We start from the raw sequence: 14,854 nt of genomic DNA, 5'->3' as shown, positions 1-14,854 counted from the left end.
ACGGGGCTGTGCCCGGGGCAAGGACCGCCCGGGGGACACGGGCACGGATCCGGGCTGCCGCGGGCCGCCGCCGGAAACGCGGCGAGGGCCGCCGTACCGGGTGGGTACGGCGGCCCTCGCCGCTGTGCCGATCGGGCCCGTGAGGGCCCGGCCGGGGCGTCCTGCTATCCGGAGTTGCCCCAGATCGAACCGGTTCCGCCCGGGTTGCCGCTGGCTCCCTCGGCTCCGCCGTTGTCGGCGCCACCGTCGGCTCCGCCGTTGTCGGCGCCACCGTCGGCTCCACCGTTGTCGGCGCCACCGTCGGCTCCGCCGTTGTCGGCGCCACCGTCGGCTCCGCCGTTCGCCCCGCCGTTGGCCTCCTGGCAGTTCGGGTCGAAGATGCCGCAGGTCTTGGTCGGCGTCGGCGTCGGCGGAGTCGGAGTGGTCTGCGTCGGCGTCGGCGTCGGCTTCGTCTCCTCCTCGGAGGGTGTCGGCGACGGGGTGGGACTGGGCGTCGGGCTGGGGCTGACCGCGCCACCGCCCCACACGACGTCGCCCAGGTCCTTCGGCTCCGGGAAGGAGATGGCCTTCTTGCCCTTCATCGCACTGGTCATGTAGTCGTGCCAGATGGAGGCCGGGAACGAGTTTCCGTGGATCTTCTCCTCACCCCCGGTGCCGAACATCTTCAGGAACTCGCGCTTCTGGTTCGTCTCGTCGTCGTCGTACCGGAACATGCTGATGGCGGTCGAGATCTGCGGGGTGTACCCGACGAACCAGGCGGACCGGTTGCCGTCCGTCGTACCGGTCTTGCCCGCGGCTTCACGGCCCTCAAGGCGGGCGGGCTCACCCGTTCCGTTCTCCACGACGTTCTTCAGCACGTCCGTCACGTTGTCGGCGATGACCGGGCTGAAGGCGCGCTTCGGCTTCTTCTCGTGCTTGAAGACGGTCACGCCCCCTTCCTTGACCTCGGTGACCGAATACGTGTCGTTCTGCTGGCCACTCGTGGCGAAGGTGGCGTAGGAGCCGGCCATGCGGATGGCGCTGGGCGAGGAGGTGCCGATGGAGAACGAGGGAACGGTGGAGTTCGCCATGAAGGTGTCGTCCTTCAGACCGGAGGCGACGGCGACGTCCTTGACCTTGTCCGTGCCGACGTCCATGCCGAGCTGTACGAACGGGGAGTTGGCCGACTTCTCCATGGCCGTCCGCAGGTCGATCTCGCCATAGTCATAGTTGCCGTCGTTGGTCTGGCGCCATTCCTTGTCGTCCTCGTTCAACCAGATCTTGCCGGTGTAGTCCCTGATCCGCAGGCCGTCATCGCCGTTGTAGATGCTCTCGGGCGAGATCTGGGTGCGCTCGGTGTTGCTCTGCTCCGGCCCGCCGGACGGGTCGCGCACGCCGTACTGCATGGCGGCGGCCAGCACGAACGGCTTCCACGTCGAACCGACCTGGGCGCCGGTGGCGTCGGCGTTGTTCGTGTAGTGCGTGGTGGCGTCCTGGCCGCCGTACGTGGCGATGATCGCGCCGGTCCTCGCGTCCACGGACGCACCGCCGAACTCGACGTGCGTGTCCGTCTTGGGGCGGTCCTTGGGCCGGATCTTGGCGTCATAGACCTTCTTCACCGCTGCCTGGAGCTCCTCCACCCTCTTCCTCTGGAAGGTGGTGTGGATCTCGAAGCCGCCCAGTTCGAGCTTCTTGGCGTCGATGTCGCGATCGTTGTTGGCGAGGAAGTACTTCTTGGCGAGCTCCACCAGGTAGCCGGTCTGACCGCCCAGCTTGGCGTCCTGCCTCTTCGGCCGCGGCATGGGGAACTTCGTGTACTTGGCGCGCTCCTCCGCCGTCATGCGCCCGTCCTTGACCTGCTCGTCAAGGATCCACTTCCAACGCTCCTTGGCCCGCTTGGTGTTCTTCTCCGCGGTTGCGTTGTTCTTGTCGATGTCGGGGGCGCCTGCGGGGTCGTAGTAGCTCGCGCCCTTGAGCAGGGTGGCCAGGAAGGCGCACTCGCTCGCGTCCAGTTCGTCGGCGTCCTTGTTGTAGTAGGTGCGGGCCGCCGCCTGCAGCCCCGAAGCCCCACGTCCGTAGTACGAGACGTTGAGGTAGCCGGCCATCACGTCTTCCTTCGACACGTCGCCGGCGACCTTGAGCGTGATGAAGAGCTCCTGGAACTTCCGCTTGAGCGTCTGGTCCTGGGTGAGCATGGAGTTCTTCACGTACTGCTGGGTGATGGTCGAGCCGCCCTGGGTCTCACCGCCCGTGGCCATGTTCAACAGCGCACGGCCGATGCCCACCGGGTCGATGCCCTTGTCCGTGTCGAAGCTCTTGTTCTCGGCCGAGATGACGGCGTTGCGCATCTCCTCCGGGATCTGCTCGTACTTGAGCTCCTGGCGGTTGACCTCACCGCCGGTCGCCACCATCTGCGTGCCGTCGGCCCAGTAGTAGACGTTGTTCTGCGCCTTGGCCGTCTCGTTGGGCTTCGGTGGGACCACCAACGCATAGGCGATGCCGCCGATGCCCATCAGCACGCCGAGGAACCCCAGGCAGAGCCCCGACATCAGCTTCCACGAGGGCACCCAGCGGCGGAACCCGTACCTGTCGTGGCGCGGGTAGTCGATGAAGCGCTTCTTGCCGGGGTCACCGTGGTCGCGCCCCCGGCCCCCCGGGCCGTCGGAGCCGCCACCACCACCGCGGCGTCGGCCACCGCCGCCCGCGCCGTGGCCCCCGCCGTCGGCGCCCCGGCGTCGGCCGCCTCGCTGGGCCGCGCGGCGGGCCTCAGCACGGCTGCCGTACGGGCGATCATCGCCGTGCGACTCGGACGGCGATTCGGAAGGTGATGCCTGCGTGGCTCTGCGTGACGGGACTGCTCGGCGTCCGGTCGACTGCTGGGCGGCTCGTCTGGCCGCGGCACGCCCGCCGCCTTGTGGCTGAGGCGTTTTGCGACGGTGCTCGCTCATGGAACGACTACTCCTCGGGCAGGCGAGAGCGCCTGGAAGCGGCAGTTGAGATCCGGTCCCCCCGAATTACGGACAAGCCACTGCGGAGGACTCATCCGCAGTACATCCGGCAGTCCGCGATGACTGACGCGCGAAAGCGCCTCGCGGTTCCCGGTGGTCTGCATGCCGCACAGACTACGCACGGTCAAAACCCGCCTAGGGCCGAACTTCACCCCAAACAACGCAAGTCGAACCCTGGGAATTACTGATGTGACGCCGTTCACGAAGGTCACCCTTGTCGAACCGCTCGGAGCGATCTATCGTGCTGATGTATCGAGTCGATACATCAGCACGGCATAAGTACACCCGCTGGTCCGGGTTGACCGTGCCGACGGAAGCAGCGGAAGAAGGAGGAGGCACCGGTGAGCAGACGCTCCGGCATCCTCGAGTTCGCTGTTCTCGGCCTGCTCCGCGAATCGCCGATGCACGGCTATGAGCTGCGCAAACGCCTCAACACCTCGCTGGGAATCTTCCGTGCGTTCAGCTACGGAACGCTCTATCCCTGCCTCAAGACGCTGGTGGCCAGCGGCTGGTTGATCGAGGAGCCCGCCGGTGATCCGGCGGACGCCGCGCCGGCCGCCGGACGCTCGGCCGCTTCCTCGTCCTCGCTGACGGGGCGCCGGGCGAAGATCGTCTACCGCTTGACGGCAGAAGGTAAGGAGCACTTCGAGGAGCTGCTCTCGCACACCGGTCCGGACGCCTGGGAGGACGAGCACTTCGCAGCACGCTTCGCCTTCTTCGGCCAGACCGAACGCGAAGTGCGGATGCGGGTGCTCGAAGGCCGGCGCAGTCGGCTGGAGGAGCGCCTGGAGAAGATGCGCGCCTCTCTCGCCCGCACCCGTGAACGACTCGACGACTACACACTTGAGCTGCAGCGGCACGGCATGGAGTCCGTGGAGCGCGAAGTGCGCTGGCTGAACGAGCTCATCGAGAGCGAGCGGTCGGGACGGGATCGGCGACGATCCTCGCCCGAGGGCTCTGCTCAGCAGGACACACCTGGAGAGACGGGCGGCCTGCCCCGGCACCGGGACAACACCCGGCCGGATCCGTCCGACGACACCGCCAAGTGAAGTCATCGCACTCCGCGGCGACTTCATCGGAAACACCGATTACACAGGGAGCAACCGGAATGGGTTCGGTTCGCGTAGCCATCGTAGGCGTGGGCAACTGCGCCGCCTCGCTGGTGCAGGGCGTCGAGTACTACAAGGACGCCGATCCGGCCGGCAAGGTGCCCGGCCTGATGCACGTCCAGTTCGGCGAGTACCACGTCAGCGACGTCGAGTTCGTCGCCGCCTTCGACGTCGACGCGAAGAAGGTCGGCCTCGACCTCGCGGACGCCATCGGAGCCAGCGAGAACAACACCATCAAGATCGCGGACGTGCCGAACACGGGCGTGACCGTCCAGCGCGGCCACACCCACGACGGCCTGGGCAAGTACTACCGCGAGACGATCGAGGAGTCCGCGGACGCCCCGGTCGACGTCGTCCAGATCCTCAAGGACAAGCAGGTCGACGTTCTCGTCTGCTACCTCCCCGTCGGTTCCGAGGTCGCTGCGAAGTTCTACGCGCAGTGCGCCATCGACGCCAAGGTCGCGTTCGTCAACGCTCTCCCGGTCTTCATCGCCGGCACCAAGGAGTGGGCGGACAAGTTCACCGAGGCCGGTGTCCCGATCGTCGGCGACGACATCAAGTCCCAGGTGGGCGCCACCATCACGCACCGCGTGATGGCGAAGCTCTTCGAGGACCGCGGTGTCATCCTGGACCGCACGATGCAGCTGAACGTCGGCGGCAACATGGACTTCAAGAACATGCTCGAGCGTGAGCGCCTGGAGTCCAAGAAGATCTCCAAGACGCAGGCCGTCACTTCGCAGATCCGTGACCGTGAGCTGGGTGCGGACAACGTCCACATCGGCCCCTCGGACTACGTGGCCTGGCTGGACGACCGCAAGTGGGCATACGTGCGCCTCGAGGGCCGCGCGTTCGGCGACGTTCCGCTGAACCTGGAGTACAAGCTCGAGGTGTGGGACTCCCCGAACTCGGCCGGTGTCATCATCGACGCCGTCCGCGCGGCGAAGATCGCCAAGGACCGCGGCATCGGTGGCCCGATCCTGTCGGCTTCGAGCTACTTCATGAAGAGCCCGCCGGTGCAGTACTTCGACGACGAGGCCCGCGAGAACGTCGAGAAGTTCATCAACGGCGACACCGAGAGCTGAACCGGCCTTCTCGGCCGACGTTCTCACCCGAGCGCTGAGCGGAGACGCTCACCTCATTCCTGCCGCACGTCGGGGGTCCCGGGCAATCCGCCCGCGGACCCCCGACGTGTGTGACGCTTACTGCCATGTCTGTCGCGCGTGATCTGCGCACCCTGCTGCGCCTGCGGAACTTCCGCCGCCTGCTGACCGTGCGGCTGCTGTCCCAGTCCGCCGACGGCGTCTACCAGGTCGCCCTCGCCGCGTACGTCGTCTTCTCCCCCGAGAAGCAGACGTCGGCCGCCGCCATCGCTTCCGCGATGGCGGTGCTCCTCCTGCCCTACTCCCTGATCGGGCCCTTCGCCGGGGTTCTGCTGGACCGCTGGCCCCGACGGCAGGTCTTCCTCTACGGGAACCTCCTGCGGGCCGCCCTGGCCTGCTCCACGGCCCTGCTGATTCTCGCCTCGGTGCCCGACTGGCTCTTCTACGCCTCGGCCCTCTGCGTCACCGCTGTCAACCGTTTCGTGCTGGCCGGTCTCTCCGCCGCCCTGCCCCGGGTGGTCGACGCCGATCGCCTCGTCGTCGCGAACTCCCTGTCCCCCACCGCCGGCACCCTGGCGGCCACCGCGGGAGGCGGCCTCGCCTTCGTCGTACGGCTGGTCGCCGACGATTCCGAAGCGGCCGTCGTGCTGCTCGGGTCGATGCTCTACCTGCTCTCCGCGCTGGCGTCCCTGAGCCTGCCCCGCACTCTGCTGGGGCCGGACGACGACGGGAGCCCTCTGAGGCTGCGGGCCGCTCTGGCCGTCACCACGCGCGGGCTCGTCGCCGGGCTGCGCCATCTGGCGCAGCGGAGGCACGCGGCCTGGGCGCTGGCCGCGATGACCGTGATCCGCTTCTGTTACGGCGCGCTCACGGTGCTGCTGCTCATGCTGTGCCGCTACGCGTGGTCCGACACCGAGTCGGACGGTCTGGCCCTTCTCGGCCTGGCGGTCGGGGCGTCCGGTGCGGGGTTCTTCGTCGCCGCCGTCCTCACCCCGTGGGCAGTGGGGCGGCTCGGCCGGTACGGATGGATCGTGGGCTGCGCCGGGGCGGCGGCGGTCCTGGTCCCCGCCCTGGGCCTCTCCTTCGCGCCCGCTCCGATGCTGATCGCCGCGTTCGTGCTCGGCCTCGTGACCCAGGGGTCGAAGATCGCGACCGACACGGTCGTACAGACCTCGGTCGACGATTCGTTCCGCGGCCGGGTCTTCTCGCTCTACGACGTGCTCTTCAACGTCGCGTTCGTCAGCGCCGCAGGGGTGGCGGCCCTGATGCTCCCGCCGGACGGCAGATCGGTCGCCGTCGTGGCGGTCGTGTCGGTGCTGTACGCGGTGGTCGCGGTGACGATGTACCGCCGACGACGCACCGACGCCTGCCGGTAACCGGACATGGGACGTGCCGAGGGGCGTTGTTTCACGTGAAACAACGCCCCTCGGCACGTCCAGCGGCTGACGTTTCACGTGAAACATCGCCCCACCTGGCTCAGTCCTGCCGCGCCCACCACTCCTTGAGCGCCGCCACGGCCGCGTCCCGCTCCATGGGCCCGTGCTCCAGGCGCAGCTCCAGCAGGAAGCCGTACGCCTTGCCGATCACCGGCCCGGGGCCGACATCGAGGATCCGCATGATCTCGTTGCCGTCCAGATCGGGGCGGATCGAGTCGAGCTCCTCCTGCTCCTGCAGCAGGGCGATGCGCTCCTCCAGCCCGTCGTAGGTACGGGAGAGCGCGTTCGCCTTGCGCTTGTTCCGAGTCGTGCAGTCCGACCGGGTCAGCTTGTGGAGGCGTTCGAGCAGCGGGCCGGCGTCGCGCACATACCGGCGCACCGCGGAGTCGGTCCACTCACCGTCGCCGTATCCGTGGAAGCGCAGGTGCAGCTCCACCAGTTTGGACACGTCCTTGACCAGCTCGTTGGAGTACTTGAGCTCGGTCATGCGCTTCTTCGTCATCTTCGCGCCCACCACCTCGTGGTGGTGGAAGGAGACTCTGCCGTCCTTCTCGAAGCGACGGGTCCTCGGCTTACCGATGTCGTGGAGCAGCGCGGCCAGACGCAGCACGAGGTCGGGCCCGTCCTCCTCCAGACCGATGGCCTGCTCCAGGACGGTCAACGAGTGCTCGTAGACGTCCTTGTGACGGTGATGCTCGTCACTCTCCAGACGCAGCGCGGGAAGCTCGGGCAGCACCTGCTCGGCCAGTCCGGTGTCGACCAGGAGCCCCAGGCCCTTGCGCGGGTGCTGGGAGAGCAGCAGCTTGTTGAGCTCGTCGCGGACCCGCTCGGCGGAGACGATGCCGATCCGCGGGGCCATCTCCGTCATGGCGGTGACCACGTCGGGGGCGACCTCGAAATCGAGCTGCGCGGCGAAGCGGGCCGCGCGCAGCATGCGCAGCGGGTCGTCGGAGAAGGACGCCTCGGGCGTGCCCGGAGTGCGCAGCACCCGCTCGGCGAGGTCCTTGAGGCCTCCGTGGGGATCGACGAACTCCTTCTGCGGCAGAGCCACGGCCATCGCGTTGACCGTGAAGTCGCGGCGCACGAGGTCGTCCTCGATGGAGTCGCCGTAGGAGACCTCCGGCTTGCGCGAGGTCCGGTCGTAGGCCTCGGACCGGTAGGTCGTGACCTCGATCTGGTAGCCGTCCTTCTGGGAGCCGACGGTGCCGAAGGCGATCCCGACCTCCCACACCGAGTCGGCCCAGGGTCGGACGATCTTGAGCACGTCCTCGGGGCGGGCATCGGTGGTGAAGTCCAGGTCGTTCCCGAGCCTGCCCAGCAGTGCGTCGCGGACCGATCCGCCGACCAGCGCCAGGCCGAATCCGGCCTCCTGGAATCGACGGGCGAGGTCGTCGGCGACCGGGGACACCCGCAGCAGCTCACTCACCGCGCGGTGCTGCACCTGGCTCAGTGCACTGGGGTTCTCTTCGTTGGCGTTCGGCACAACAGAAAAGGGTACGTGCACGGACCGGCCGCGGCGTCATCGTTTACGGGGACCCTGCGGGATGCCCGCGATCATGTGCGATGGACCCCAGCACTTCGGCCCGCCGCACCTCGTTACCATGCGTGGACGCAGGACCGAACGATCGACAGCATCTGATGACGACGAGGGACGGGTAGACGCGTGGCCGAGGCGGCAGACTTCCAGGGGACTCGTCCCTCTCCTGCCCGCCGGTGGCTCCGGCGCACGGCCTCGGCGGTGCTCGGAGCGCCGCTGCTGGCCGGTCTCCTGGCCGTTCCGGCCGCCGGTGCCGCCCCGGCCGTCGAACCCGCCAAGGCCCCCACCGGTTCCCGTACGGTCGATGTGTCCCTCAACACGCTCTCCCCGAGCGTTCCCGCGGAGGACGACACCCTGACCGTCTCCGGAACGCTCACCAACAAGGGCAAGGAGACGATCAGCAGCGCCGAGGTCGATCTCCGGGTCGGTCCCCGGCTCTCCGGCCGCGGAGAGGTCGACGACGCCGCGAAGCGCTCCGCATACCTTCCCGGCGTCGACCCGGCCACCGCCGGGGACAAGTACACGGTGAAGTTCCCCAAGCTCGCCAGGGGGATCAGCCAGGACTTCACGCTCACCATGCCCGTCGACAAGCTCGGCCTGGACGACCCGGGCGTCTACCAGCTCGGCGTCTCGGTCTCCGGCCGCACCACGACCACCCCCTACGAGCAGGTGCTGGGCATCGAACGCTCGTACCTGCCCTGGCAGCCCGAGACGAGCGACAGCAGGACGAAGCTCACCTTCCTCTGGCCGCTGATCGCATCCCCGCACGTCACGGCGGAGACCCGCTCGGACGAACAGCAGACCCCCGTGTTCACCGACGACGACCTGGCCGAGGAGCTGGCGCCCGGCGGCCGGCTGGAGCAGCTGGTGTCCCTGGGCAGTCGGCTCCCCGTGACCTGGGTCGTCGACCCGGACCTCCTGGCGAGCGTCGCCGCGATGGCCGGGAAGTACGAGGTCGAGTCGGGTGACACGACCGTCCCGGGCAAGAACCAGGCTGTCGCCAAGCAGTGGCTCACCGCGCTGGAGAAGGTGGTGGAGGACGGCAAGGTGGTCGCGCTGCCCTTCGCCGACCCCGATCTGGCCTCCATCGCACACCGCGGCAAGAACGTCTCCGGAACGCTCAGCCATCTACAGAACGCCTCCGCCGTGGCCGCGACCACGGTGGAGACCATCCTCCATGTGAAGCCGTCCACCGACTTCGCCTGGCCCGTGAACGGCGCCGTGGACTCCTCCATCGTCGATGTGGCGACCTCGGCGGGAGCCCACAACGTGATCGCCCGCAGCGACAGTTTCCGGGAGACCACGGAGCTTCCCTACACTCCGACCGCGTCGCGGCCGATCGGCGGAGGCACCACTGCGGTCGTCGCGGACGCCCGGCTGTCGACCTTGTTCGACGGCGACATGTCGAGGGCGGGCGCCTCCACCCGCGCGGTCCAGAGGTTCCTCGCCCAGACTCTCGCGCTGACCGAGCAGACGCCGGACAACGAGCGCAGCATCGTCGTGACCCCGCCGCGGATGCCCACCGCCGCACAGGCCCAGACGATGGCCCGCGCGCTGGAGGGCCTGGCGGGCAACCGCTGGACGCAGCCCCTCGACCTCGTCGCCGCCGCCGAGGTGAAGCCCGACCCGAGGGCCACCACCAAGGTTCCCCGGGCCTCCGCGTACCCGAAGAAGCTCCGAGCCCAGGAACTGCCCACGCAGGCGTTCCAGGACATCCGCACCACCCAGGGCTCGCTGGACAGCTTCGAGACGATCCTGACGCAGCCCGAGCGCGTGGTGACCCCCTTCGGCAACGCCGTCAACCGCTCGATGTCGACGTCCTGGCGCGGCCGGTCCCTGGAAGCGCAGCAGTACCGGGACTCGGTCCGCGACTATCTGCAGAGCCTCACCTCCGAGGTGCAGCTCATCGAGAAGTCCGACGTCACCCTCTCCGGGCGCAGCGCGACGATCCCGGTCACCGTGCAGAACAAGCTGGTGCAGGGCGTGGACCGGCTGGTTCTCCAACTGTCCTCGGACAACATCCGGCTCAAGTTCAACGACGACGGGAGCATGGCCGAACTGCCGGTCAGGATCGCGGGCGGCCACAGCCAGTCGGTGAAGTTCGACACGGCGACCAGCGCCAACGGCCGCGCCCAGGTGACCGCCCGGCTCTACACGGAGGACGGCACCCAGTACGGCGAGGAGATGACCTTCACCGTGAAGGTCTCCGAGGTGACGCCCACCGTGCTGCTCGTCATCGCCGGCGGCCTGCTCCTCCTGGTACTGGCGGGCATCAGGATGTACAGCCACCGCAAGCGCGCCGTGGCAGGCGACACGGCGAACGGCAACGGCGACGGACCCGAGCAGCCGAGTGACCCGACTCCGGACACCGGTCCGGAAAGCGGGGCCCCGTCGGGAACGGGTGAGAAAGTGGACCGTTGAGCGATGTCTGTCGTGGCCGGTCGGCCGGGGACGATGAGGTAGGGGTTTCGATGAACGCGCCGTACGACGGTGACCGCGGGCAGGGCGCGGGCGGAGCAGCGTCTCCGGGCGGGCCTCCGGTTCCTCCTGACGCGGGCCGGGACGGCTCCGTGCCGCCGGACCCGTACCTCCAGCACGCCTACGAGGACGACCCGTACCGGGCGCAGGACCTGGCCGCCCAGGATCCGGTGGGCGAGGCGCTCTACGACCGCGCCGCGCACCCGCCGCCGCCCCCAGGCACCTACCAGGAGCCGGGGCCGCTCTACCAGCAGCCGCCCGCCGCTCCGTACGCCCCCGACCCGCGCGTCTGGGCCCAGACTCCGCCCCCCGAGCCGGCGGGGCCCTCGCGGCACCTGCCGTACGGGGACCGCCCGGCGACCACGCAGTTCGTCGGCGTCGACGCGCTCGTCACCCAGGCGTCGGACGACCGGCAGGAGCCGGACGCCTTCGCCCACCTCTTCCGGGACCAGGAGGGATCGGGGAAGCCCCCGGTACCGCCCCAGCCCGAACCGGCTCCCGCGGCCGCGCCCGCCAAGGGCGGCGGCGGCAAGGTCTCCGGGCTCCTCAAGTCCAGCGCGGTCATGGCCGCCGGCACGCTCGTCTCCCGGCTCACGGGGTTCGTGCGCTCCCTGGTGATCACCGCCGCGCTCGGCGCCGCACTGCTCGGCGACAGCTTCACCATCGCGTACACGCTGCCGACGATGATCTACATCCTCACCGTCGGCGGCGGCCTGAACTCGGTCTTCGTCCCGCAGCTCGTCCGTGCCATGAAGGACGACGCGGACGGTGGCGAGGCCTTCGCCAACCGGCTCCTGACCCTGGTGATGGTCGCGCTCGGCGCGATCGTCGCCATCGCGGTGTTCGCCGCGCCGACGCTGATCCACATGCTGTCCCCCACGATCGCGAACAACGTCGCCGCGAACAGCGTCGCCGTCACCTTCGCCCGCTACTGCCTGCCGACCATCTTCTTCATGGGCGTGCACGTGGTGATGGGTCAGATCCTGAACGCTCGTGGCAAGTTCGGCGCGATGATGTGGACCCCGGTCCTGAACAACATCGTCATGATCATCACGTTCGGGCTGTTCATCTGGGTCTACGGCACCTCCGCCGAGTCGCAGATGGGCGTCGACACCATCCCGCCGGAGGGCGTCCGACTGCTCGGCATCGGCACCCTGCTCGGCCTCGTCGTCCAGTCCCTGGCGATGATCCCCTACCTGCGTGAGACGGGCTTCCGCTTCCGCCCCCGGTTCGACTGGAAGGGCCACGGGCTCGGCAAGACCATCAAGCTGGCCAAGTGGACCGTGCTCTTCGTGCTCGCCAACCAGGCCGGTGTGCTGGTGGTCACCCAGCTGTCCACGGCGGCCGGCGCGGCTTCGGGCCACGACGGCACCGGATTCCTGGCGTACTCCAACGCCCAGCTGATCTGGGGCATGCCGCAGGCCATCATCACCGTCTCGGTCATGGCCGCGCTGCTGCCCCGCATCTCCCGGGCCGCCCATGACAACGACCCCGGTGCGGTCCGCGACGACATCTCGCAGGGGCTGCGCAACTCGGCCGTCGCCATCGTGCCGGTGGCCTTCGCCTTCCTCGCGCTCGGCCTGCCGATGGCCACCCTGCTGTACGCCTCCAGCGGCATCGAGGCCGCCCGCTCCATGGGCTTCATCCTCATGGCCTTCGCGCTCGGCCTGATCCCGTACTCCGTGCAGTACGTCGTCCTCCGCGGGTTCTACGCCTACGAGGACACCCGCACCCCCTTCTACAACACGGTCATCGTGGCCGCCGTCAACGCCGCCGCCTCCGCACTCTGCTACATCGTCCTGCCGGCCCGCTGGGCCGTCGTCGGCATGGCCTTCTCCTACGGTCTGGCCTACGCGGTCGGCGTCGGCGTCGCCTGGCGGCGGCTGCGCAACCGGCTGGGCGGCGACCTGGACGGCGCGCACATCGTGCGTACCTATGCCCGCCTCTGCATGGCAGCGGTGCCCGCCGCCATGGTCGGCGGCGCCGCCGGATTCGGGATCCTGGAACTCGTCGGCACCGGCGCTCTCGGCTCGCTGGCCGCGTTGATCTGCGGTGGCTTCCTCCTCCTGGGCATCTTCTTCGTCGCGGCGAAGAAGATGCGCATCGAAGAGGTCAACGGCCTGGTGGGCATGGTCCGTGGACGGCTCGGACGCTGAATGAGCGCTCGTCCGCACAACCATCGCCGCACTCCGCGTGTCGTGCATAGCGCCGGAGTGTGGGCACAATTGGCGTGACTGTGCAGAGCTGGCTGGCATCGCGCAACGGATGGGGAGGCAGGAACGACGGTGGCGGAACGTAGCACGGCTGCCGTCGACGTGGCTGACAACAGCGGCGACGAGCCGCTGACCGCCAAGGCGGACGAAGCCACGACCGACGGGACGGCGCAAGCCGAGGAGACCGAGGGCGCGAGCCCCAAGGACACCGAGAAGACGGACGGTGGGCGGAAGCGTTCCGAGGCCGTTCCGGCGTCGCCCGATCTGCACAGCGGTCACAAACTCGCCGGGCGCTACCGCCTGGAGGAGTGCGTCACCCGACTGGACGGGTTCAGCAGCTGGCGTGCTGTCGACGAGAAGCTCCGCCGGGCGGTGGGGGTGCACCTGCTGCCCGCGAACCACCCGCGAGCCCGCTCGGTGCTGGCCGCGGCCCGCTCCTCGGCCCTGCTCGGCGACCCCCGCTTCGTCCAGGTCCTGGACGCCGTCGAGGAGAACGACCTCGTCTACGTGGTCCACGAATGGCTGCCGGACGCCACCGAGCTCACCGCTCTGCTGGCCACCGGGCCGATGGAGGCGCACGACGCCTACCAGCTCGTCAGCCAGCTCTCCCAGGCGATGGCCGCCGCCCACCGCGAGGGCCTCTCCCATCTGCGCCTCACCCCCGGCGCGGTCCTGCGCAGCTCCACCGGGCAGTACCGCATCCGCGGCCTCGCCGTGAACGCCGCCCTGCGCGGCATCACCGCGGAGCGGCCCCTCCGGGCGGACACCGAGGCCATCGGCGCCCTCCTGTACGCCGCACTGACCCACCGCTGGCCGTACGGGGACGACGCCCATGGGCTCGTCGGGCTCCCCAAGGGCATGGGACTCATCGCCCCGGACCAGGTACGGGCCGGCGTCCACCGCGGCCTCTCCGAGCTCGCCATGCGGGCACTCGCCAACGACGGCGCCACCGCCTCCCGGCAGGAACCGCCCTGCACGACCCCGGACGAGCTGGCCAAGGCCGTCGCGGCCATGCCGCGCGTCCTTCCTCCGGAACCCACGTTCACCGCGCCGCCCGCGTACCAGCGCACGACCTATCAGCAGGGCACGTACGGCCGCCCGTCCTCCCATCCGTCCGCCGCCACCCAGCCCGTGATGCCCGTCCCCCCGGCCCCCCTGCAGAGCCGTGCCGGCCGCGCGCTCAAGTGGACGGTCTCGGCGCTCCTCATCGCCGCACTCGGCCTCGGCAGCTGGCAGCTGGCGGAGGCGTTGCTCGACCGCACCAAGGGTTCCGACGACACCGGCGTCACCGCACCGAACGAGGACGACAAGAACCAGGACGACAAGCCCGCCCCGTCCGCCGAACCCCTGGACATCGCGGGGGCCACGGAGTTCATGCCCGACGGCTCCGGCATCCAGGAGCAGGACGTACCGAACACCGTCGACGGCGATTCCGGAACCCACTGGATCACCCCGCGCTACCAGGGCTTCGCCAACTTCGGCAACCTCCCCCAGCGCAAGCAGGGCAGTGGAATCATCGTCGACCTCGGCAAGGTGCGGGACGTCTCCGGCATCGACGTGTCCATGTACCGGCAGGGGCAGACGACGGCCGTGCGCGCTGCTTCCCCGGGCACGTCCTTCCCGTCCACGACGGCCGACTTCGACCAGCAGATCGTCAAGCGGACGGTCGCGGGAAAGACGCTCAAGGAGAAGCTCGACGAGCCCGTCCGGACGCGTTACGTCCTGATCCACATCACGGAACTCCCCTCGGACGGCACGGGCGGCTACCGCGGCGGCATCACCGACATCTCCGTCCTCGGCTGACGCACGGGCCGGTGCGGGCCCCCCGTGCCGGCCCATGATCGCCGGTTCCGCTCGCCCGTTACTGTGGGGCGGACCGCCCGCACCACCGAGCGACCGCGGCGACAAGGGTTGCGGCCGTCACACCCGTGACGGCAGGCTTCTCCCCGTCGCACCGCTTCACCGGGGTGCGACCCGCATGTGACATCGGATCC

9 protein-coding genes are annotated in these 14,854 nt (G+C 69.3%); 7 read left to right on the top strand and 2 right to left on the bottom strand.

Annotated features, from left to right (window positions below; genetic code table 11):
* Positions 1-164: 164 nt before the first annotated feature.
* Positions 165-2,528 carry a transglycosylase domain-containing protein gene (locus OG245_RS18675; RefSeq protein ID WP_371627917.1) on the bottom strand — a complete coding sequence of 788 codons (2,364 nt, stop codon included), beginning with the start codon at positions 2,526-2,528 and terminating at the stop codon, positions 165-167.
* A gap of 42 nt (positions 2,529-2,570) precedes the next feature.
* Here OG245_RS18675 and OG245_RS18670 point away from each other — a divergent pair, with 42 nt between their 5' ends.
* From OG245_RS18670 to OG245_RS18655, 4 genes are all read left to right on the top strand, one after another.
* The gene (locus OG245_RS18670; RefSeq protein ID WP_371624640.1) at positions 2,571-2,807 is read left to right on the top strand and encodes a hypothetical protein; all 237 of its coding nucleotides are present in this window, start codon (positions 2,571-2,573) and stop codon (positions 2,805-2,807) included.
* 521 nt (positions 2,808-3,328) lie between these two features.
* Complete coding sequence (locus tag OG245_RS18665; protein WP_371624639.1) at positions 3,329-4,036, top strand: helix-turn-helix transcriptional regulator; 708 nt, start codon at positions 3,329-3,331, stop codon at positions 4,034-4,036.
* 59 nt (positions 4,037-4,095) lie between these two features.
* Entirely contained in the window at positions 4,096-5,178 is a 1,083-nt protein-coding gene (locus tag OG245_RS18660; RefSeq protein WP_069752210.1) for an inositol-3-phosphate synthase, read from the top strand.
* 125 nt (positions 5,179-5,303) lie between these two features.
* Positions 5,304-6,572 carry an MFS transporter gene (locus tag OG245_RS18655; RefSeq protein ID WP_371624638.1) on the top strand — a complete coding sequence of 423 codons (1,269 nt, stop codon included), beginning with the start codon at positions 5,304-5,306 and terminating at the stop codon, positions 6,570-6,572.
* Between the two features lie 100 nt (positions 6,573-6,672).
* Here the strand turns inward: OG245_RS18655 and OG245_RS18650 are convergent, their stop codons facing one another.
* Positions 6,673-8,115 (bottom strand): CCA tRNA nucleotidyltransferase, encoded by a 1,443-nt coding sequence (locus OG245_RS18650; RefSeq protein WP_371624637.1) that lies wholly within the window; start codon positions 8,113-8,115, stop codon positions 6,673-6,675.
* A 180-nt stretch (positions 8,116-8,295) separates the two neighbouring features.
* Between OG245_RS18650 and OG245_RS18645 the strand changes: the two genes are divergently transcribed.
* The 3 genes from OG245_RS18645 (at position 8,296) to OG245_RS18635 (ending at position 14,663) form a co-directional block, all read left to right on the top strand.
* Positions 8,296-10,590, top strand: a complete 2,295-nt coding sequence (locus tag OG245_RS18645; protein ID WP_371624636.1) for a DUF6049 family protein — start codon at positions 8,296-8,298, stop codon at positions 10,588-10,590.
* A gap of 50 nt (positions 10,591-10,640) precedes the next feature.
* Positions 10,641-12,803: a murein biosynthesis integral membrane protein MurJ gene (gene murJ / locus OG245_RS18640; protein WP_371624635.1), complete on the top strand. Its 2,163-nt coding sequence runs from the start codon at positions 10,641-10,643 to the stop codon at positions 12,801-12,803.
* Between the two features lie 129 nt (positions 12,804-12,932).
* Entirely contained in the window at positions 12,933-14,663 is a 1,731-nt protein-coding gene (locus OG245_RS18635; protein WP_371624634.1) for a serine/threonine protein kinase, read from the top strand.
* The last annotated feature ends 191 nt before the right edge of the window (positions 14,664-14,854 follow it).

Source organism: Streptomyces sp. NBC_01116, assembly GCF_041435495.1.
In the GTDB taxonomy this organism is placed as follows: Bacteria; Actinomycetota; Actinomycetes; order Streptomycetales; family Streptomycetaceae; genus Streptomyces.
This window is presented reverse-complemented; position numbering and strand designations above follow the sequence as displayed.